Here is a 20453-nt window from a genome sequence, read left to right on the forward strand (position 1 = left end):
GCCACTTGGCAGTTACAGTGGTCGCAGTTCATAGACCGAATCACAGGCGTGGTAAGCCCCCACAAAGAGGAAACGTACGGCAAGGGTCGTTCGTTGGGGTCACGTCGACAACGCGCTCCCCCGCGCGGAAGGAAACGGGAATTTGAGGTACGGATACAAGCGCGCTCGAGCGCGTGCCATCGCGGTCTCCGCTGGTGGCGCCCTCGTGGTCGCACCGCTGACGGGCGTCGCCGCTGTGGCGCTCATGACGCCAACCCCCGAGGAGTCGCCCACGACTCCTGACGCCGAGATCGTCGCCGAGGTCAACTCGAACCTCGCACAGGACATCGCCGACGCGTCGACCGTCGTCATCGCCGAGGGCGACGCCGACTACGACTTCAACGAGCCGTCGATCGACGTCTCGCAGGACCCCGAGCCCGAGCCTGAGCCGGTGCCGGTCCAGACCACCTCCGGCACGACCGTGAGCAACAGCACGTCGACCACGGGCACCACGAGCAGCGGCACGACGAGCTCCAGCTCCGCCGCGGCCTCCAGCGCCGTGACCGCCGCGATCTCCGGATCCGCCGTCATCGCCGAGGCCTCCAAGTACGTGGGCACGCCCTACGTCTCCGGCGGCTCCTCGCCGTCGACCGGCTTCGACTGCTCCGGCTTCGTGTCCTACGTCTTCAAGCAGTTCGGCTTCAACCTCCCGCACCAGTCGGGTGCGTACTACAGCGTCGGCACGCGCGTGTCCTCCCCGCAGCCCGGCGACATCATCGTGAGCCCGGGTCACGTGGCGATCTACGCCGGCCCGAACCTGCAGATCGACGCGCCCCGTCCGGGCAAGTCGGTGCAGTTCCGCTCGATCTGGCAGTCCAGCCCGGTCTACGTCCGCGTGACCGGCTGACCTCAGCTGATCCTCACGAAGGCCGCTCCCGGCGACGGGGGCGGCCTTCGTCGTTCCCTGGCGGCGTGAGCCCGGCCCACGTGCGCCTTCTCAGACAGTTCGCACCAATCTGAGCCGCGACACTCTGGCGACACGCCGCATCGTCCCGCGACGCGCTCGCATGGCGAGCTTGGGATTGGTTCAAACTGTCGGGGAGGCGTGGCAGGCGGTGGGGTGGTGCGACTCGCTTTGCGCGGGAGCGGGACGATGCGGCCGCAGGGGGCCGGGACGATGCGGTCGCTGGGTGCGCGACACGTGCGTCGGGCATCGGCGAAACGTGCAGGTTCTGGGCGAGTCGCGCGACGAGTTGATATTGTCAACAATATTGTTGGCGGCAAGGTGGCACCGGGTGAGGCCAATCTCCCCGGGGTCGGCGCGAGGCAGGAGGCGGCGATGGCGGGCGACAGCGGTGTGTATGAGGAGCTGAAGGCGGCCATCCTGCGCGGTGACTTCGCCCCCCGTCAGCGGCTCGTCGAGGCAGAGCTCAGCGAGGACTTCGGCGCGAGCCGGTTCCAGGTGCGGCGCGCGCTGCACACCCTCGAGGCTGAGGGCATCGTCGAGCACGTCCCGAACAAGGGGGCGCGGATCCGTGAGATCGGGATCGACGAGGCGGTCGAGATCACCGAGGTGCGCATGGTCGTCGAAGGGCTCGTGGCCGCTCGCGCGGCGGAACGGGTCGACGACGGTCAGGCCGACGCGCTGCGCGACATCGGCACGCGGATGCGCGCCGCCGTCGAGGCGGGCGACGTGGCGACCTACTCCGAGCTCAACGGCACCCTGCACTCGACGCTGCGCGACATCGCTCACCACGACAAGGCCAACGGCATCATCGCGCGGCTTCACGGCCAGATGGTGCGCCACCAGTTCGCACTGTCGCGCGTCCCTGGCCGGCCCTCCGTCTCGGTGGTGCAGCACGAGAACATCATCGCCGCGGTCGTCGCGCGGGATCCGGAGGCGGCGGAGGCTGCGATGCGCACCCACATCTCCTCGGTGATCGAGGCGCTGCGCGCGATCGCCTGAGGCCGCGCGCGGGCACGGGCTGGGCCCGGGCGCGGGTGGGGGCGCGAGGGCCGGCCAGCGCGTGCGGCGAGGCCGGCTGCGGCGCACACGGGCGAGCGGGGCAGGGCGCCATCGTTCCGGGGGCACGAAGGCACGAGGGCGCGAGGCAGGAGGCCTCGGCAAGGCTCATCGTGGCTTGAGGGGGCGTCGGAGGGCGATTCGCGGGTCGTGGAGGTCACGGTTCGGTGAATCCGTCAGCAATCCTGCTGACAAGATTGTCAACAATCTGTTACGGTGAGCGTGCACGGCCTCTCAATGGGGAGGGGTCGAAGGTCTCGAGGAGGAGCCCGTGCGTCACATCACGACCACATCTGCACGAACCAAGGCCGCATTCGTCGCGGTCGCCGCGATCGGAGCCCTCACGCTTGCCGCGTGCAGCGACTCTGGATCCTCGGATACGTCCGAGTCCGCCAGCGGGGAAGCTGAGATGTCCGAGGAGCCGACCGAGGACACGATGGCCATGGAGATGACCGCCATCACCGTCGGCGTGATCCCGATCGTCGACGTCGCCCCGATCTACATCGGCGTCTCCGAGGGCTACTTCGAAGAGGAGGGCCTTGATGTCACGCTCGAGCTCGCCCAGGGTGGCGCGGCGATCGTGCCCGGCGTCGTGAGCGGCCAGTTCCAGTTCGGCTTCAGCAACACCACGTCCCTGATCCTCGGAGTCTCGAACGACCTCGGCATCGAGGCGGTGGCCTCGGGCGTCGCGGCCACCGACTCCCTCGACGCCGACTTCGCCGGCGTGATGGTCCAGGCCGACTCGGGAATCGAGTCGCCGAAGGACCTTGAGGGCAAGAGCATCGGCGTCAACACGCTCAACAACATCAACACCTCGACCATCAACCAGATGGTGCGTGACGACGGCGGAGACCCGTCGACGATCACGTACGTCGAGCTCGCCTATCCGGACATCGTGCCCGCGGTGGTCTCGGGAGACATCGACGCGGGGCAGACGGTCGAGCCGTTCACGACCGTGGCCCTCGGCCAGGACCTCGTGAACCTCGGCTCGAACTTCGTCGCCACCAGCCCCGGGCTGATGGTCGCGGAGTACTTCACGGGCACCGACTACGCGGCGGAGAACCCTGACATCGTCGCAGCCTTCGAGGCCGCGATCACGAAGTCGCTCGACTACGCCAACAGCAACCCCGACGCGGTTCGCGCCGCCCTGCTCGACTACACCTCGATGGACGAGGCGACGACGCAGGCCGTGACGCTGCCCGCCTGGCCGGCGGAGATCGATGGCGACACCGTCGACCTGCTCGCCGAACTGGCCGTCACCGACGGCTTCCTGACCGAGGTCCCCGACCTCTCGGCACTCAAGTAGCAGCCCGCGGGCCGCGGCGTGCCTCGCGCCGTCGCGGCCCCGGGTCGCTCAGCCCCTGATCGCATCGGAGAAGCAGCCGTGAGCTCAGCCTCAGCCACGCTGGAGTCGCCCGCCACGAGCGGCCCCAAGCCTCGTACCCGGTCCCGCAGACCCCGCCGCTCGCGCGGCGTGTGGCTCGGCATCGTGGGCGTGCTGATCGTCCTGGTCGGCGCGGAGACGCTGTCCCGCACCGGCATCGTCAACCCCGACTTCCTGCCGCCCGTCACAGAGATGTACGCCACGCTCTTCCAGATGCTCGGCGAGGGATGGTTCTGGGAGTCTCTATGGCTCACCCTGCGGGGATGGGCTGTCGGCCTCGGCGCCGCGATGGTGCTGGGCGTTCTCGCCGGCTTCGTGATCGGCTCGATCCCGTTCCTGCGCGCCTTCACCAACTCGACGATCGAGTTCCTGCGGCCGATCCCCTCGGTCGCGCTCATCCCGCTCGTCGTGCTGCTGTGGGGCACCCAGCCCCAGTCAGCCTTCGTGCTCGTCGTCTATGCGGCGTTCTGGCAGGTGCTCGTGCAGGTGCTCTACGGCGTCGCCGACGTCGACCCTGTGGCGCGCGACACCGCGCGCTCGTACCAGTTCGGGCCGCTGCGCATCGCGCGGTCCGTCATCTACCCCACGGCGCTGCCGTACATCATGACGGCCTTCAGGCTCGCGGCCGCGGTCGCGCTGATCCTCGAGATCACCGCCGAGCTCGTGATCGGAGTCCCAGGACTCGGCCGCGAGATCGGCATCGCGCAGAGCTCCGCAGCGGTGCCTGAGACCTACGCACTGGTGATCGTCGTCGGCCTGATCGGCGTCGCCGTCAACCTCATGGCGCGCTTCGCCGAGAAGAAGATGCTGTGGTGGCACCCCTCGATGAGGAGCGAGCACTCATGACCGTCACGACCTACGCCAAGAAGACCTTCTTCCTGCTCGGGCTCCCGCTCATCCTGCTGACTCTGTGGTGGGTGGCCTCGGCCGGCTCGACCAACCCGTTCTGGCCTTCGCTCCAGACGATCCTGCAGGCGTTCCCCGAGACCTGGACCATGGAGCGGCTCGCGTCCGACATGGTGCCGAGCCTCGCGCGGCTCGGGATCGGGTTCTCGCTCGCGGTCGTCGGCGGCATCGTCGGCGGCACCGCGATCGGTCTGTCGCCCACGCTCAGGGCGCTCAGCGAGCCCGTGCTCGAGTTCTTCCGCGCGGTCCCGCCGCCCGTGCTCGTGCCGATCATCGCGCTGTTCGCGGGCTACACCGGCTGGCTCGGCAAGATCGTCACGATCGCGCTCGGCTGCCTGTGGCCGATCCTGCTCAACACCGTCGAGGGAGTCCGCGGGCTCGAGCCCACCCTCACCGACACCGCGAAGAGCTACCGCCTCAGCTGGTGGCGGCGGCTGCTGTTCGTCGTCCTGCCGGGCTCGAGCCCGCGCATCTTCACCGGCGCCCGCCAGGCGCTGTCCATCGGCGTGATCCTCATGGTCATCTCGGAGCTGTTCGGGGCCAACCGCGGCCTCGGCGCCTCGATCGTCCAGTTCCAGAGGAGCTTCGCCATCCCGCAGATGTGGACGGGCATCATCCTGCTCGGCCTCATCGGAGTACTTCTCGCCGCCATCTTCAAGGTCGTCGAGACCCGCATGCTCGCCTGGTACATGGGCCAGCGACAGATCGAGCGAGGAGAATAAGAGATGTCGATCACGATGCCGTTCCTCAAGGCGGCCCAAGCAGATTCCCCGGCCCCCGCGGCCACGGACGTCGCGCTCGACCTGCGCGGCGTGGGCAAGACCTACGACACCCCCGGACGCCCCGAGGTCGAGGCGATTCGCAACCTCGACTTCCAGGTCGGTCGCGGCGAGCTCGTGTGCGTTGTCGGCCCGTCCGGCGCGGGCAAGACCACGCTGCTGCGGTCGATCGCTGGCCTGCTCGACGTCACCAAGGGCGAGGTGGTGCTCGACGGCACCGCCGTGACCGGCCCTCCCGAGGGCATGGCGGTCGTGTTCCAGGAGTACGGCCGCAGCCTCTTCCCCTGGATGACCGTGCGCCAGAACATCGAGCTGCCGCTCAAGGAGAAGGGCATCCCCAAGGCCGAGCGCCGAGAGAAGGTCGACAAGGCGCTCGAGGAGGTGAGCCTCATCGAGGCGGCGGAGCAGCACCCGTGGCAGCTCTCGGGCGGCATGCAGCAGCGCGTCGCGATCGCCCGCGCGGTGGCCTACGAGCCGACCGTCCTGCTCATGGACGAGCCGTTCGCCGCGGTCGACGCGCAGACCCGCGCCGAGCTCGAGGACCTGGTCCGCTCGCTGTGGAAGCGCCTCGGCGTCACCGTGCTGTTCGTGACCCACGACATCGACGAGGCCGTGTACCTCGGCGAGCGCGTCATCGTCCTGTCGAACCGCCCGACCGTGCTCATGGAGGACGTCAACGTGGACCTGCCGCCCGAGCGGGACCAGCTCACGACGCGCTCCGACCCGCGCTTCGGCGAGCTGCGCGGTCACGTCTACTCGCTCATCCAGAAGGCCAAGGCCGGGCACCGTCCCGAGGGGCAGGAGATCTGACGTGGAGACCGTGATCCTCACCGACCCGCCGCGCCCCGCGCGCGAGACCGTCGAGGCCTTCTCGAGCATCGGCGTCGCGACCGTAGGGGAGGCGATGGGCCGCACCGGTGACCTGGGCTCGGACCTGCGTCCGATCCAGCAGGGCACGCGCATCGCCGGCACCGCCGTGACCGTGCTCAGCTGGCCCGGCGACAACCTCATGATCCACGCCGCGATCGAGCAGTGCGGGCCCGGCGACATCCTGGTCGTCACGACCCGCTCGCCCTCCCAGCAGGGCATGTTCGGAGAGCTCTTCGCGACCGGGCTGCACCAGCGCGGAGTGGCCGGCGCGATCATCGATGCCGGAGTGCGCGACACCCAGGAGCTGCGGGACCTCGGCTTCCCCGTGTGGGCGCGGCACATCAACGTGATGGGCACGGTGAAGAACACCCCTGGCGCGGTCAACGTACCGATCATGATCAACGGCCAGGTGATCGACGCGGGCGACATCCTGGTGTGCGACGACGACGGCGTCGCCGTGGTCCCGCGCATCGACGCGGACGATGTGCTGGCGAAGTCGATCGCGCGCGAGGACAAGGAGGCGGCCACCAGGGCGGCCTTCCTCGAGGGTGAGCTCGGTCTGGACCGCTACGGGATGCGCCCGGTGCTCGAGAGCCTGGGCGTCACGTACCGACGCCACCCCGAGGCGGGCTGATCCATGGCCGGCATCCCGTGCGCGCTGATGCGAGGAGGCACGTCGAAGGGCGCGCTGCTCCTCGCCTCGGACCTGCCCGAGGACGAGGCCGCGCGGGATGACCTGCTGCTGCGCATCATGGGCAGCCCCGATCCGCGCGAGATCGACGGCCTCGGCGGCGCGCACCCGCTCACGTCGAAGGTGGGCGTGGTGAGCCCCTCGTCGCGCCCCGACGCCGACATCGACTACCTGTTCCTCCAGGTCGTGCCCGACAAGCCGGTCGTCTCCACCTCGCAGACCTGCGGCAACATCCTCGCGGCGACCGCGCCGTTCGCGCTCGAGCGCGGCCTCGTGCCGACGCGCGACGGGACCACCTCGGTGCGCGTGCACCTGGTCAACACCGGCGCGATCGCGACCCTGACCATCCAGACCCCCGGAGGCGAGGTGACGTACGACGGCGACGCCGAGATCTCCGGCGTCCCCGGCACCGCCGCGCCCGTCGAGGTCGAATCGGAGCCGCCGGCGGGCGCGCTCCTGCCCACCGGCAACGTGATCGACATGCTCGCGGGCGTCGAGGCGACGCTCGTCAACGCCGGCATGGCCTCGGTGATCGTGAGGGCCTCGGACCTGGGCGTCGTCGGGGACGAGGCGCCGAAGGACCTCGAGGCGGACGATGCGGTGGTCGCCAAGGTCGCCGAGATCCGCGCGGCCGCGTTCCCCGTCATGGGGATCAAGGGCACCCCGGAGACGACGACCACTCCCAAGATCGTGCTCGTGTCGGCGCCCGCCGAGGGCGGCGCGGTCCGCACCCGCAGCTTCATCCCGTACCGCGTGCACGAGGCGATCGGCGTCCTGGGCGCCGCCTCCGTCGCGGCCGCTGTCCGGCTGCCCGGCTCCGTCGCGCACTCCCTCGCGGCGCAGCCGGGCGTCGGCGACGTCGTGCGGGTCGAGCACCCGACCGGCTTCTTCGACCTCTACGTGGACCTCGCGGAAGGCGACGACTCGAGCATCGGCCCGGTCCGCGTCGTCCGCACCGCTCGCATGATCATGGATGGCTTCGTCCATCCGCGGCCGGGCCGTCCCCGACACCAGGAGCCCTCCTCATGACCGCGCAGGGACGCATCGCGCTTATCGGCCTGGGCGAGGTCGGCCGCGTGTTCGTCGAGGACCTGCGCGCGGTCGGCCGCGGCGACATCGCCGCGTGGGACACGGCCTTCGCCGACCCGGACAGCAAGGCCTCCGTGAACGCCCGCGAGCTCGGGGTGACCCCCGCATCGTCCATGGACGATGCCGTGGCCGGGGCCGCGCTCGTCGTGAGCGCCGTGACCGCGTCGAACTCCGTGGCCGCCGCCGAGGCGGCGGCGCCCGCGATGGAGCCGGGGGCCTTCCTCTTCGACCTCAACTCCTCGTCGCCCGGGCACAAGCAGGCGGCGCGCGACGCGGTCGAGTCGCACGGCGGCCGCTACGTCGAGGCCGCGCTCATGTCGCCGATCGGGCCCAAGCGGCTCGCGTCGCCGTTCCTGCTCGGGGGTGCGCACGCGAGCGCGTTCCTCGGCATCGCCGACGGCTACGGCATCACGGGTGTGACCGCGCTCGGCGGCGAGGTCGGCGTCGCCGCCGCGACCAAGCTGTGCCGGTCCGTGATCGTGAAGGGGCTCGAGGCGCTGCTCACCGAGTCGCTCCTGGCCGCGCGCACGTTCGGGGTCGAGCGCGACGTGCTCGACTCGCTGCCGAACATCCTGCCGCCCGCCGACTGGGAGAAGGTCGCGGGCTACTTCATGTCGCGCGCCGTCCAGCACGGCACGCGTCGGGCGGAGGAGATGGAGGAGGCCGCCGCGACCGTCGCGGAGGCCGGGGTCGAGCCGTACATGGCGCGCGCCACGGTCGAGCGCCAGCGCTGGTCGGCCCAGTTCTGCGACGTCCTTCCTCAGGAGACCACGATGGGCCTCGTCGACGCCCTGCTCGCCGCATCCGGCATCCATCTGACGACAGGCGAGGACGCCACCGCTATCGACGCCACCGCCGCACCCGACACCATCCAGGAGGCACCGCGATGATCATCGACATCCACGGTCACTACACGACCGCACCCGCCCCGCACACCGAGTGGCGCGAGTCGCAGCTCGAGGCGTGGGCCGCGGGAACCGCCGCGCCGGTGTATCCGCGCATCTCGGACGACGACATCCGCGAGACGCTCGAGAAGAACCAGCTGCGGCTGATCGCCGAGCGTGGCGCCGACATGACGATCTTCTCGCCGCGCGCGTCCGCGATGGCGCACCACCGCGGCGATATCTCCACGTCGGCCGCGTGGGCCGCGGTGTGCAACGACCTCATCGCGCGCGCCGTCGCACTGTACCCGCACACGTTCGTCGGAGTGGCACAGCTCCCGCAGCAGGCGGGGGTGGGCGTCGACGAGGCGATCCGTGAGCTCGACCGCGTGGTCGGGATGGGATTCGTGGGCGTCAACGTCAATCCCGACCCCTCCGGAGGCCACTGGACCTCCCCGCCGCTCACCGACAAGTACTGGTACCCGCTGTGGGAGCGCATGGTCGAGCATGACGTGCCGGGCATGGTCCACGTCTCGGCGAGCGCGAACCCGGCGTTCCACGCGACCGGCGCGCACTACATGAACGCCGACACGACGGCCTTCATGCAGCTGCTCCAGGGCGACCTGTTCGCCGACTTCCCCTCGCTCCGGCTCGTCATCCCGCACGGTGGGGGAGCGGTGCCGTACCACTGGGGCCGATACCGCGGGCTGTCGGACATGCTCGGCAAGCCGGGCCACGCCGAGCGGCTCATGGAGAACGTCTTCCTGGACACGTGCGTCTACCACCAGCCCGGCATCGACCTGCTCATGGACGTCATGCCGAAGGAGAGCATCCTGTTCGGCTCGGAGATGGTCGGGGCCGTGCGCGGCATCGACCCGACCACGGGGCACTACTTCGACGACACCCTGCGCTACGTCATGGCGGCGGACCTCACCGACGACGAGCGGGCGGGCATCCTGTCCGGCAACGCGCTGCGGGTGTACCCGCGGCTCGCGAACCGGCTCGCCGCGCGTGCCGCCTGAGTCCTTCTTGCCGACTACCAGCCCTCGGGCACCCGGTGACAGTTGCCGATCTTCGCTACGGTGGCCCCATGAGGATTGCGAAGGCGCAACGGATCGGCAGGAGCGTGTCGAGCATCGGCCTGGGCTGCTGGCAGCTCGGCGGGGACTGGGGCGACACGGACGAGCAGCGCTCGCAGGACATCCTGCACGCCGCGGCGGACGCGGGGACGACGTTCTTCGACACCGCGGACGTGTACGGCGACGGCCGCTCGGAGAAGTCGATCGGCCAGTTCCTCAAGGACCGGGACGACTCGGACGGCTTCTTCGTCGCGACCAAGATGGGGCGCCGCCTGCCCGAGCAGGTCGCCGAGGGGTACACGCTCGACAACTACCGACGCTGGACCGACCGTTCGCGCGAGAACCTCGACGTCGACACCCTCGACCTGGTGCAGCTGCACTGCCCCCCGTCCGAGGTGCTGCGCGACCCGCAGACCTACGACGACCTGCGCGTGCTCAAGGACGAGGGTCGGATCCGCGACTTCGGGATCTCGGTCGAGATCTGCGACGATGCGCTGCACGCGATCGGCGAGGACGACCTCGCGTCCGTGCAGATCATCTTCAACGTCTTCCGTCGCAAGCCCGCCGAGCGGTTCCTGCGCGCCGCCACCGACAGAGGCGTCGCGGTGATCTCGCGCGTGCCGCTGGCCTCGGGACTGCTGTCCGGCAAGTACGACGCGACCACGACCTTCGCGGCGAACGATCACCGCAACTACAACCGCGACGGCTCGGCCTTCGACGTGGGCGAGACCTTCGCGGGCGTGCCCTTCGAGATCGGCGTGAAGGCAGCCCAGGACGTGGCAGAGCTGACGCCCTCCGGCTGGACCACGGCGCAGATGGCGCTCAGGTGGGTCGAGCAGATGGGGTCCACGACCGTGATCCCGGGCGCGCGCACCCCGGAGCAGGCGCGCCTCAACGCCGCGGTCGGCGAGCTGCCGACCATCCCCGAGGAGACGATGGCGGCGCTCGCCAAGATCTACAACGACCAGATCCGGGAGCACGTCCACACCCGCTGGTAGGCCCCCGGCCGCCGCGCGGCCGTGCGCCGCGTCGCCTTCCGCGTCGCTGCTCGCCTCGCCGCTTGCGCAGTGAGGTGACGCGATGGCCCTGATCATCGCCGCGGTCCTCGCGGGCTCCCTGCTGCATCGCGTCTCCGGCATCGGCTTCGCGATCGTCGTGGCGCCCTTCGTCGTCCTCGCGCTCGGACCCGGCCCCGGCATCGTCCTGGTGCAGCTCTTCGGCGTGATCGTGTGCTTCCTGGTGCTGCTCGCGACGTGGCGGGACATCGACTGGCGCGCCTACGCGGTGCTCGTGCCGCCGAGCCTCGCGGGCATCGCGCTCGGCGTGTTCGCGGCGCAGCGGCTGCCGCTCGCCGAGGCGCAGATCGTCGCCGCGCTGATCCTCATCGCGTCGCTCATCGCGATCATGTCCGTGCGCGGCGGTCATCTGCCTCGGAACGTGCCGATGATGGCCGGCGGCGGCCTCGTGGCCGGGCTCATGACCACGCTCGCGGGCGCGGGCGGGGTCGCGCTGATCGTGCTCGCGCGCGCGACGCGGTGGGAGCACGCGTCCTTCGCCGCCACCCTGCAGCCCTACCTCATCACCATCTCGTCGACCACCGTCGTCGCGCGGCTCATGGCGGACCCTGCGGACTGGCCCTCGCTGTCTGTCGCGGGCTGGGCCGCGCTCGTCGTCGCGATGGCGGTCGGGCTGCTCGTCGGCAATGTGATCGCGCGGCGGCTCAGCCGGACGGTCGCGAGCCGCGTGACGCTCGCGGTCGGCTGGGTGGGCGCGCTCGCGACCCTCGTGGACGGGATCCTCAAGCTCGGGTGAGGGGCTAGTCGAAGCCTCTGGGCGTATTCGGTACCCTTGTCTATGCCCCGCGCCTGTAGCTCAGGGGATAGAGCACCGCTCTCCTAAAGCGGGTGTCGACAGTTCGAATCTGTCCAGGCGCACCAGCATCGGCCCGGCAGGTCAGTTCCACTGGCTCGCCGGGCTTTCGCATCTCCGCACGGATGCGCTCAGCGGTCGAGCACCCTCTCGAGCCCCAGGATCACCACGTCGAGGCTGAAGTCGAGCTGCTCGCGAGGCTCCCAGCGCTCGCTGAGCGCCTCGGCGAACGTCGGATACCTGTCGGCGGCGCTCGCCACCACTTGGTCGAGCGCCGAGGCGGTCGTGGACGCCGCGCCCGAGTCGAGCGAGTTGCGCGCCGCGGCGTAGACCAGCTCGGCGAGCATTCCCAACGTGCGTCCCGCATCGTGCGCCGAGAATCCCGCGCGCGTGAGCGCCGTGAGCAGGTCCTCGGACGGGCCGATCACCCCGGGCAGCGGCGCGCGGGTCACGGCCAGCGCGGCGGGACCCTCTTGAAGGAGCGCGTCGAGCATGCCGTGGGTCGCGATGCGCACGGCTGCTCGCCAGTCGTCGAGCGGGACGCTGAGATCCGCGAGTCGCGCCGCGAGGCGCCGCTCGATCGCGAGGGCGAGCAGATCCTCCCTGCTGCCGACGTGATACGCGACGGCGTTGCGCGCGGCGCCGAGCCGGTCGGCGACCGCGGTGAGGGTGAGGTTCGCGGGGTCCATCTCGGCCGCCACCTCGACGATGCGCTCGCGGCTGAGCCGGGGAGGGCGCCCGATGCGGCGGGGAGCGGGGTCGGCGCTCTGGGCCATGCGCGCTCCTCTCCGAAGCCGTCCGACGGGCGACTCGTCTCGAGTCATGCTAACGTTTTTGCCGCACGGCAAAAAGTAGGACGCGAGAAGGAGAATGTCGATGATCTTCGGGACCCCGGTGAGCTGGTTCCTGTTCGAGGTGCTGTCGGTGGCGGTGTTCCTCGCCGCGGTCATCCACGCGGCCGGCCGCACCAAGGCCAAGCAGCACATCCTCGTGATGATCGCGTTCGTGATCTACGCGGGTGCCTTCGAGAACATCGGCGTCTGGCAGAACATCTACGACTACTCGACCGACCGCATCATGATGATCGGCAAGGTGCCGCTCAGCATCCTGCTGATCGAGGCCGTGACCCTGTACTGCGCGCTGTGGCTCGCCGAGCAGCTCCGCCTGCCGTGGTGGGCGGGCGCTTTCGTCGCGGGCGCGATCGGCTCCCTGCAGGACATGACGGTCGACCCGTCGAACGTGTTCGACATCCACGTGATCGACGGCGTCGCCTCGGGCCAGTGGAACTGGACGATGCACTACGAGGGCGGATTCTTCGGCATCCCGGTCTTCAACTTCTCCGGCTGGTTCACGATGATGCTGTACTTCGCGCTCTTCGTCGGCCTGCTCGACAGGTTGGGTGAGCGCAAGGGCAGGTCGTGGCTGATCACGGGCGCGCCGCTGCTCGCGATCGTGCCGTCCCTGCTCGTCCTCGTGTCGCCCATCAACCTCGTGCTCCTCTTCGGCTGGGACGCGCTCCAGGGCTACGGGCTGCTCGCCGAGAGCGTCATGCTCGCCCTGAACTTCGGCGTCGCGATCTTCCTGCTGTTCCGCTACGCGAAGTGGGACAAGCCTTTGGACCTCAAGCTCGACGGCGTCCTGCTCGCGCTGCCGGTGATCATGCACCTGTGGGACATCGGGCTGGCCTTCGCCGCCGGCATCGAGGAGGGCTACGTGCCCAGCCTCCTGTTCACCGCGATCCACGTCGCGCTGCTCGCGGCGGTCCTTCGCGCAGGGTTGCGCGCCAACGCGGCGTCCCGTGAGGTCGACGCGGGGGTCCAGGCGGCCTGACCGCTCCGCATGCGCCTCACCCCTCGCTCGGCGGCACCACCAGCACGGGTGCACGCGCGAACTCGAGCACGTGCATCGTGTGGGAGCCGATCCCGCTGACCACGTGCCCGGGGCGCTCCATGCGGCCCAGCACGATCAGATCGGCCCCGCACGAATCCGCCTCCGCGAGCACCTCGGCCGCGACTCGCCCGCGCCTCGTCACGAGGCCGGCCACCAGCCCGGCCCGCGAGGCGAGGCGCTCCACGTGTCCGAGCGCCGCGGTGCAGGCCTGCTCTCGCGCGGACTCGAAGGCCACCGCCTCGGGCGATCCGGCGACGAGGCCATCGTGCTCGACGACCGCGACTGCGCGCAGCGTCACGCCGAGCGCGCGCGCGATCGCGATCGCCACCTCCGCGGCCTCGAAGGAGGCGGGCGAGTCGTTCACCGCGACCAGCACCGGGCCGCCGATCGGGCCGCGGCTCGGCCCCCGCGCGGCGGCGCCGGGCGCGCCCTGCCTCGCGTCGTCCATCACGCGCCCCCCGCCGTGGCGGCCTCGGTCCGCGCCGCATCGTCCCGGCCGCCCTCGCGGCCACCCTGTGCGCCCACCGCCCAGCGCACGCGCAGGTTCTCCTCGCGCTCGAGCTCGTCGAGCGCGCGCTCGATCCTCAGCAGCTCGGACGTGAGCTGAGGGATCCAGCGATGCTCGACCGCGCGGCGCCGAGTGCGGGTCGCGGTGAGCTCCGCGGCGACCGTCGCGGCCGCGCGCCTGCTCGCCGCGTAGGAGGCGGCGGCCGCGATCGCCGCGGCCATCGACTCCGCCGCGTAGGACAGCGCCGTGCTCGCGCCGACCGGCCGCGGACGGGGGACGGTGACCGTCGCATCGTCCGGGAACTCGAGCCCCATCACGTGCCCGGGCGCGACCGAGACCCGCGCCGAGGTGAGCGGCGAGGCGGCGGCGATCGTCTCCCAGCCGTCGAGCGCCGCGGCCCTCGAGGCCCAGCCGAGCGCGTCGCCCGCCGCGCGCTCCCACCTCAGGCCCAGGCCGTCGCCGCGCAGCAGCAGCCGCTCGTGCTCGGCCGCGACGATGCGCTGCTTGCGCTCGAGCAGCTCGACCCCGTGCTCCGCGATCGCCAGCTGCCGCTGCACGCGGAGTCGGGCGGCGCGGCCGACGTCAGGCATCGCGCACCTCCTCGGTCGAGGAGGTTGGCGGCGGGGGCGATGCGGTCTCGGGAGGGGACGATGCGGGGGAGGCCGGGGCGTCGCTTCCGTCCGGGCCTCCGGGGTCCGGCAGGTGCGCCGCGACCTGCGCGGGGGACACCATGGTCAGCTCCTGCCGTGGCAGCGTCGCGAGAGCGGCCCACGCCCGGTCGAGGGTCTCCTCGAGCGTCCTCGACTCCGCACGCCCCTGGTGAAGCAGATCCTTCTCCATCGCTTCCCGGTAGGAGAGGTACGCGTGATCGGTCTCGCCGAGCGCGGAGGCGCCCACGAGCTCGGCCAGCGCGGCGGACTGCCGTGCGCGCGCGAGCGCCGCGAGCACCTGCGCCGCCACGTCGAGGTGGTCGTCGCGAGTGCGTCCCGCGCCCGCACCGCTGCGCATGAGCCGGGACAGCGAGCTGAGGGTGTCGACGGGCGGGTAGATGCCTCGCGCCGCGAGCTCGGGGGACAGCACGATCTGGCCCTCGGTGATGTATCCGGTGAGGTCCGGGACGGGGTGGGTGATGTCGCCCGCGGGCATGGTCAGCACGGGCACGATCGTCACCGAGCCGTCCTTCCCGCGCACTCGACCGCAGCGCTCGTACAGCGTCGCGAGGTCGGAGTACAGGTAGCCGGGGTAGCCGCGCCGCGCGGGGATCTCGCGCCTCGCGGCGGAGACCTCGCGCACCGCCTCGGCGTAGCTGGTCATGTCGGACAGGACGACGAGGACGTCGGCGCCCTCCTCGAACGCGAGGTGCTCCGCGACGGTCAGGGCGAGCCGCGGCGTGAGGATGCGCTCGATCGGCGGGTCGTCGGCCGCATTGAGCAGCAGCACGAGCTCGCCCGACGCGGTGCGCTCCTCGAGTCGGTCGCGCACGAACGCGATGTCCGCGTGCGTGAGGCCCATCGCCGCGAACACCACCCGGAACCGCGTCCCCGGGCTCGACGACTGCGCCGCGATCTGCGTCGCGAGGCTCAGGTGCGGCAGCCCCGCGACCGAGAAGATCGGCAGCTTCTGGCCGCGCACGAGCGTGGTGAGCGCGTCGATCACGGACACCCCGGTGAGGATCGGCTCGCGCGGAGGCTCCCGCTCGACGGGGTTGAGCGGCCAGCCCGCCACCGGAGCGAAGCGGTCTTCCGCGATCGGTGGGCCGCCGTCGAGCGGCGCGCCCCGCCCGTTGCACACCCGGCCCAGCCAGTCGGTGCCGACGGGGATGTGCAGCGGCCGGCCGCCGAAGCGCACCTCGACCGCACCGGGGGTGAGCCCCTCGGTGCCCTCGAAGACCTGCACGGTCGCCTGGTCGGAGTCGAGGTCCAGCACGAGCCCGTGGCGCATCCCGCCGGGCGTCGACACCTCGGCGGACTCGTCCCAGCCGACCCCGTCGACGCCTCCAACGACCACGAGCGGCCCGCGGATCGCGCGGATGTCGCCGTGCCCGACACGTGCCCCGGCGAGGGCCGAGGGCCGGTCCCGGCGTTCGGGCGCAGATTCGGTGGCGTCGGTCGGGCGAGGGCTCATGGCAGCGCCCCGATCTCGGCGAGCATGCGCTCCCGGATCGCCGCGACCCCGGCCGCGTCGGAGGGCCCGACGTCCTGCGAGGCCCGGATGACCGGCCCGAAGTCGAGCCGCTCCACCGCGGTGGCGGTCGCCCCACGGTCGATCGCGTCGTGGCACGCGGAGATGACCTCGAGCACGAGCGTGAGCAGCGCCGCGCCCTTGCCGCCCGAGCAGAAGGCGTCGTTCGGGCTCAGCGCGTTCTGGGAGAGAACCGCCTCGCGCAGCAGCCTCCCGCCGAGCACGACCATGCGCTCGCGGCCGGGCAGCGACCCGACCCCGATGACCTCCGCGAGCGAGGACAGCCGGTCGGCCTCGGCGAGGATCTCGAGCGCGCTGGCCCTGCGCGCCGCCCACTCGGGGTCACCGTGAACGGTCTGCCAGCGCGCAAGATAGTCGGTGTCGCGCGCGAACGACCCCGACCACTGCACTGCGGGATAGTGCCGCGCGTAGGCGAGGTCGCGGTCGAGCATCCACATCGCGCGCACGAACCGCTGTGTGATGGTCGTGACCGGCTCCGACATGTCGCCTCCGGGAGGGGAGACTGCGCCGATCACCGTGACCGAGGCCTCCTGGCCGCCGAGCGTCGTCACCCGCCCTGCGCGCTCGTAGAACGCCGCGAGCTGGGAGGACAGGTCCGCGGGGAAGCCCTCCTCTGCCGGCAGGTCCCCGCGCCGGTTCGCGAACTCGCGCAGCGCCTCCGCCCATCGCGACGTCGAGTCCGCGATCACGACCGCGTCGTGGCCCATATCGCGGTAGTACTCGGCGATCGAGATGCCCGTGTAGATCGACAGCTCGCGCGCCATCATCGGCATGTTCGACGTGTTGGCTACCACGACGGTGCGGTCCACGAGCCGCCCACCGGTGCGCTCGTCGACGAGCCGCCCGAAGTCGTCGAGGACGTCGGCCATCTCGTTGCCGCGCTCGCCGCAGCCGACGTAGACGATCACGTCGGCGTCGCACCACTTCGCGACCTGCTGGAGCAGCATCGTCTTGCCCGTGCCGAAGCCGCCGGTCACCGCGGCCGCCGCGCCCCGCGCGACGGGGAAGAACAGGTCGAGCACGCGCTGGCCGGTGTGCAGGGGGACGGGCTCGGTGAGGCGCTCGCTGAAGGGGCGCGGACGGCGCATCGGCCACCTCTCGGACAGCCGCACCTCGGTCTCGGGTGGCCCGGGAGAATCGGCGCCGAGGGCGCCGCTCTGGGGGACTCCGATCCGGGCGACCACGTCGAGCGAGCCGACCTCCGCATCGTCCTGGATCCACGAGACGACGCCTGAGGCCCCCGCCGGGACGACGACGCGATGCTCGACCGCGCCCGAGTCGGGCACCGTGCCGAGCACGTCGCCGGCGGTCACCGCGTCGCCGAGCGCGACCGACGGGACGAAGTGCCAGCGGCGATCGTCGCTCGCGACGGACTCGGGGCGGTCGGAGCGTAGCCAGATCGGCGCGGACGTGAGGGGGCGCATCAGGCCGTCGAAGGCCGCGCCGAGCAGGCCCGGACCGAACAGCCCGGTAAGCGGCTGCCCGCTGCCTGTCGCCGCCTCGCCCACACGGACGCCGCCCGTGTACTCGTAGGCCTGCATCGTCGCGCGGCCGCCCTCGACGGCGACCACCTCGGCGCTGATCCGGTCCTCGCCGACGTGGAGGATCTCGCCCATCGCGACGTCCGCGACGCCCTCGGCCTCGAGCAGGGGACCCGTGACGCGCACGGTGCGGCCGACGCGCGCGTCCGGGGAGGCTTCTCTTCCGTCCACACTCATGCGTGCCACAGCGCCGACACCTCCCCGGCCATCGACTCGAGCGTCGCCCGCGCGAGCGTGGGGATCGTGAGGTCGAGGCGGCGTGCGCCCTGGGTCGCGACGATGCCTCCGTCGGGGTGCTCGGTGAGCGTCGCCTCGGGCCCGAGCAGCGCGGCCGCGCGGGCCCTCAGCGCCTCGAGCATGTGCGGGTAGTCGGGCGAGTCCCGCAGGGCGGCCGCGCGCGCGAGCACCGCAGACTCGAGGTCGCCGCGCAGCGACTCCCGCCCCGCGAGGCGAAGCTCGTGGGCGCGGCGACGCTCGCGCGCGGACCTGAGCGCGGCATCGGATCGCGCGGTCGAGGCGCCGGACTCCGCGGCGCGCGTGACGATCCCTTCCGCCTCGCGCTCGGCGTCGGCGAGCATCGTCGCGGCGCTCTCGTCGGCCTCCGCGCGCACCTGCTCCGCCGCGGCCCTCGCGCGCGCGAGGATGTCCGCGCGCAGAGGCACGAGCTGCTCGGCGGAGCGGGGCGGGAGGGGCTTCATGACGGGATCACCGCCGTGAGCGGCGCGTCGATCGTGTCGATCGCTTCCCCGAGCGCGGCGGCGGCCTCCGTGGTGACGAGCACGAGCCCGACGTCGGGGCCGAGCGCGTCCCACGCGGCTCGCACCTGATCGGGGTCCTCGGCCGACGTCACCCGGGCGCCGGCGAGCGCGAACGCGCCGACGACCCGGCGTTCGCCGAGCGCGACGACGACGCCTTCCGTGAGGCCGGCCGGGTGCGTCATGCCTGGCCGATCAGGATGATCGCGATGATGAGGCCGTAGATCGCGATGCCCTCGGCGAGGCCGACGACGACCATCGCGCGGCCGAACATCTCGGGCCGCTCGCTCATCGCGGCGAGCGCGGCGGAGCCCGTGTACGCCACGGCGATCGCGGCGCCGATCGACGAGCCCGCGACCGCGATGGAAGCGGCGATCAGCGCCGACCCGTTCGCGGCCGTGGTCTCGGCCGTCGCCTCGGCGACGTCGGTGGCGGCGCTCGCAGCCGTGCCGGTCATGAGCACGAGCGCGGCCCCGGCGAGCACCGCGACGTTGGTCGCCACGAGGGCGATCACGCCGGATCTGCGGTGCCGGCGCAGCAGCCACGTCGCGCCGACCGCGACGAGCGCGAGCAGGGGGAGGGCGAGCAGCCAGGGAGTCATGGCTCGGTCCTTTCGGTGGAGGTCGGGGACGATGCGGGGGAGTGGAGCGAGGCGGGGGAGTGGAGCGAGGCGGGGGTGGACGACGGCGCCGAGCTGGCGGGGGAGGCGACGGCGACGGGGGAGGCGACTGCCGCATCGTCCGGAAGGGCGGGATGCCAGGGGTCGAAGGCGCGGCCCTCGCCGACGAAGACGCGGGAGAACAGCTCGTAGTACTCGAGCCGCAGCGCCTGGATCCCGGCGATCAGCGCCTCGAGCCCGAACGTGATGATGTTGCCGACCACGAAGACGAGGACCGCGGCGGGGTAGCCCCAGGCCGACGAGCCCCACAGCGACGTGGTGCCCGACCAGATCACGCTCAGCAGCGCGGCGTGCGTGAGGCCGAATGCGGCCAGGCGCGCGAAGGAGACGATGTTCGAGCCGAGCCGGCTGATGCTGTCGACGGACTCGATCCCTGCCTGGAGGATCGCGGTCGCGCCACCGCCGGCCTCGGACAGGACCCCGATGAAGATGAGGACGAGCGCGGTGAGCGCGAGCACCAGCCCGGCGGCGATGAGCGGGGTGACGTGCGCCGCGAGTCCCCACGCGAGCAGCCCGAGCGCGACGAACAGTCCCGATCCCGCGATCCCTGAGCGCGAGTACAGGGCGTAGGCCCAGCCGCCCTCGCGCACCCGGTTGACCGTGCCGGTCGCGTACGAGCCCGCGAGCAGGACCGCGCCGAGCGCGACCGCGGCGAGGAGCAGGGGGACGGGCTCCTCCATCGGGTCGAGCCACAGCACTGGCACCAGCCCGGTGGGCCCGAACGCCGCGCCGTACAGGGCGCCGAAGACCATCGCGGTGAGGCCCGCGAGCGTGACGAACAACCACGTGCGCTGGATGCCGCGGAAGCGCGCGATCCACCGTCCGCGCAGCGCGAGCCCCACGAGCACGAGGATCGCGCCGTGGCCGACGTCGCCGAACATCATGCCGAACATCAGGATGTACGCGGCCGCCGCGAGCCGTGCGGGGTCCAGGTCGGCGTAGGGCACGACGCCGTAGGTGTCGACGAGCGTGCGCGACGTGTCGCCCGTGCCGCGCGCCATGAGCGTGGGCGGCTGTGCGCCCGGCGGGACGCGCAGCGGGACCACCGCTCCTCCGAGCGCCGCGAGCGCCGCCGCGAGCCCGGAGCGCTCGCGGCGCGGCATCCACCCCACCCAGCCGGTCAGCCGCTCGTGGACCACACCGGCCGCAGCGGCACGCTGCAGCTCCTGGTCTCCGGGCAGCGCGTCGTCCTCGGCCGCGCCCGCGCCCTTGAGCTCGAGCTCCACGACGCCCGCGCGCGCGAGGATCCGCAGCGCGCGGTCCCGGTCCTGGGTGTGGACGACGATGCCGACGCGGTCCATCGCGAGGGGGCCGCGCGGGCCGCGCTC

At 71.8% G+C, this 20453-nt stretch carries 22 protein-coding genes and 1 tRNA gene; 14 read left to right on the forward strand and 9 right to left on the reverse strand.

What is annotated here, in order from left to right:
• Window positions 1-142: 142 nt before the first annotated feature.
• The 13 genes from B7K23_RS16065 to B7K23_RS06650 all read left to right on the forward strand — a co-directional run bounded on the left by B7K23_RS16065 (window position 143) and on the right by B7K23_RS06650 (window position 11618).
• Window positions 143-886 carry a C40 family peptidase gene (locus B7K23_RS16065; RefSeq protein WP_084125558.1) on the forward strand — a complete coding sequence of 248 codons (744 nt, stop codon included), beginning with the start codon at window positions 143-145 and terminating at the stop codon, window positions 884-886.
• Between the two features lie 432 nt (window positions 887-1318).
• On the forward strand, window positions 1319-1945 hold the full coding sequence (locus B7K23_RS06595; RefSeq protein ID WP_084125559.1) for a GntR family transcriptional regulator: 627 nt from the start codon (window positions 1319-1321) through the stop codon (window positions 1943-1945).
• 328 nt (window positions 1946-2273) lie between these two features.
• Window positions 2274-3308, forward strand: a complete 1035-nt coding sequence (locus B7K23_RS06600) for an ABC transporter substrate-binding protein (protein WP_084125560.1) — start codon at window positions 2274-2276, stop codon at window positions 3306-3308.
• A 78-nt stretch (window positions 3309-3386) separates the two neighbouring features.
• Window positions 3387-4232, forward strand: coding sequence for an ABC transporter permease (locus tag B7K23_RS06605; RefSeq protein ID WP_084125561.1), 846 nt, complete (start codon window positions 3387-3389; stop codon window positions 4230-4232).
• Window positions 4229-5014: an ABC transporter permease gene (locus tag B7K23_RS06610; RefSeq protein WP_084125562.1), complete on the forward strand. Its 786-nt coding sequence runs from the start codon at window positions 4229-4231 to the stop codon at window positions 5012-5014. Before B7K23_RS06605 ends, B7K23_RS06610 begins: the two co-directional genes overlap by 4 nt.
• A 15-nt stretch (window positions 5015-5029) precedes the next feature.
• Window positions 5030-5881, forward strand: a complete 852-nt coding sequence (locus B7K23_RS06615) for an ABC transporter ATP-binding protein (RefSeq protein ID WP_084126217.1) — start codon at window positions 5030-5032, stop codon at window positions 5879-5881.
• Window position 5882: 1 nt separating this feature from the next.
• Window positions 5883-6575 carry a 4-carboxy-4-hydroxy-2-oxoadipate aldolase/oxaloacetate decarboxylase gene (locus tag B7K23_RS06620; protein ID WP_143338129.1) on the forward strand — a complete coding sequence of 231 codons (693 nt, stop codon included), beginning with the start codon at window positions 5883-5885 and terminating at the stop codon, window positions 6573-6575.
• 3 nt (window positions 6576-6578) lie between these two features.
• On the forward strand, window positions 6579-7661 hold the full coding sequence (locus B7K23_RS06625) for a PrpF domain-containing protein (protein WP_084125563.1): 1083 nt from the start codon (window positions 6579-6581) through the stop codon (window positions 7659-7661).
• The gene (locus B7K23_RS06630) at window positions 7658-8611 is read left to right on the forward strand and encodes an NAD(P)-dependent oxidoreductase (protein ID WP_084125564.1); all 954 of its coding nucleotides are present in this window, start codon (window positions 7658-7660) and stop codon (window positions 8609-8611) included. Before B7K23_RS06625 ends, B7K23_RS06630 begins: the two co-directional genes overlap by 4 nt.
• Window positions 8608-9624 (forward strand): amidohydrolase family protein, encoded by a 1017-nt coding sequence (locus tag B7K23_RS06635; protein ID WP_084125565.1) that lies wholly within the window; start codon window positions 8608-8610, stop codon window positions 9622-9624. Before B7K23_RS06630 ends, B7K23_RS06635 begins: the two co-directional genes overlap by 4 nt.
• 68 nt (window positions 9625-9692) lie before the next feature.
• Window positions 9693-10679: an aldo/keto reductase gene (locus tag B7K23_RS06640; RefSeq protein ID WP_084125566.1), complete on the forward strand. Its 987-nt coding sequence runs from the start codon at window positions 9693-9695 to the stop codon at window positions 10677-10679.
• 82 nt (window positions 10680-10761) lie between these two features.
• On the forward strand, window positions 10762-11493 hold the full coding sequence (locus tag B7K23_RS06645) for a sulfite exporter TauE/SafE family protein (protein WP_084125567.1): 732 nt from the start codon (window positions 10762-10764) through the stop codon (window positions 11491-11493).
• A 49-nt stretch (window positions 11494-11542) separates the two neighbouring features.
• Window positions 11543-11618 (forward strand) — tRNA-Arg (locus B7K23_RS06650).
• Window positions 11619-11681: 63 nt separating this feature from the next.
• Here B7K23_RS06650 and B7K23_RS06655 read toward each other — a convergent pair.
• A complete protein-coding gene (locus B7K23_RS06655; protein ID WP_159451346.1) occupies window positions 11682-12326 on the reverse strand; it encodes a TetR/AcrR family transcriptional regulator in 645 nt (214 codons plus the stop codon).
• A gap of 100 nt (window positions 12327-12426) precedes the next feature.
• Between B7K23_RS06655 and B7K23_RS06660 the strand changes: the two genes are divergently transcribed.
• Window positions 12427-13380: a carotenoid biosynthesis protein gene (locus B7K23_RS06660; protein ID WP_159451347.1), complete on the forward strand. Its 954-nt coding sequence runs from the start codon at window positions 12427-12429 to the stop codon at window positions 13378-13380.
• A 16-nt stretch (window positions 13381-13396) separates the two neighbouring features.
• On the opposite strand, the gene B7K23_RS06665 is transcribed toward B7K23_RS06660, so the two are convergent.
• The 8 genes from B7K23_RS06665 to B7K23_RS06700 are packed head-to-tail and all read right to left on the reverse strand — an operon-like array spanning window position 13397 to window position 20426.
• On the reverse strand, window positions 13397-13888 hold the full coding sequence (locus tag B7K23_RS06665; protein ID WP_084125569.1) for a universal stress protein: 492 nt from the start codon (window positions 13886-13888) through the stop codon (window positions 13397-13399).
• On the reverse strand, window positions 13888-14538 hold the full coding sequence (locus B7K23_RS06670) for a V-type ATP synthase subunit D (protein ID WP_084125570.1): 651 nt from the start codon (window positions 14536-14538) through the stop codon (window positions 13888-13890). The genes B7K23_RS06665 and B7K23_RS06670 overlap by 1 nt, the downstream gene beginning before the upstream one ends.
• On the reverse strand, window positions 14531-16072 hold the full coding sequence (locus B7K23_RS06675; protein WP_084125571.1) for a V-type ATP synthase subunit B: 1542 nt from the start codon (window positions 16070-16072) through the stop codon (window positions 14531-14533). Before B7K23_RS06675 ends, B7K23_RS06670 begins: the two co-directional genes overlap by 8 nt.
• Entirely contained in the window at window positions 16069-17868 is a 1800-nt protein-coding gene (locus tag B7K23_RS06680; protein ID WP_084126223.1) for a V-type ATP synthase subunit A, read from the reverse strand. The genes B7K23_RS06675 and B7K23_RS06680 overlap by 4 nt, the downstream gene beginning before the upstream one ends.
• Window positions 17865-18389 carry a hypothetical protein gene (locus B7K23_RS06685; RefSeq protein WP_084125572.1) on the reverse strand — a complete coding sequence of 175 codons (525 nt, stop codon included), beginning with the start codon at window positions 18387-18389 and terminating at the stop codon, window positions 17865-17867. The genes B7K23_RS06680 and B7K23_RS06685 overlap by 4 nt, the downstream gene beginning before the upstream one ends.
• Window positions 18386-18631, reverse strand: a complete 246-nt coding sequence (locus tag B7K23_RS06690; RefSeq protein WP_084125573.1) for a V-type ATP synthase subunit F — start codon at window positions 18629-18631, stop codon at window positions 18386-18388. The genes B7K23_RS06685 and B7K23_RS06690 overlap by 4 nt, the downstream gene beginning before the upstream one ends.
• Complete coding sequence (locus B7K23_RS06695) at window positions 18628-19047, reverse strand: ATP synthase subunit C (protein ID WP_084125574.1); 420 nt, start codon at window positions 19045-19047, stop codon at window positions 18628-18630. Before B7K23_RS06695 ends, B7K23_RS06690 begins: the two co-directional genes overlap by 4 nt.
• A complete protein-coding gene (locus B7K23_RS06700; RefSeq protein WP_084125575.1) occupies window positions 19044-20426 on the reverse strand; it encodes a V-type ATPase 116kDa subunit family protein in 1383 nt (460 codons plus the stop codon). Before B7K23_RS06700 ends, B7K23_RS06695 begins: the two co-directional genes overlap by 4 nt.
• Between the last annotated feature and the right edge of the window lie 27 nt (window positions 20427-20453).

This window comes from Demequina sp. NBRC 110054 (assembly GCF_002090115.1).
In the GTDB taxonomy this organism is placed as follows: domain Bacteria; phylum Actinomycetota; class Actinomycetes; order Actinomycetales; family Demequinaceae; genus Demequina.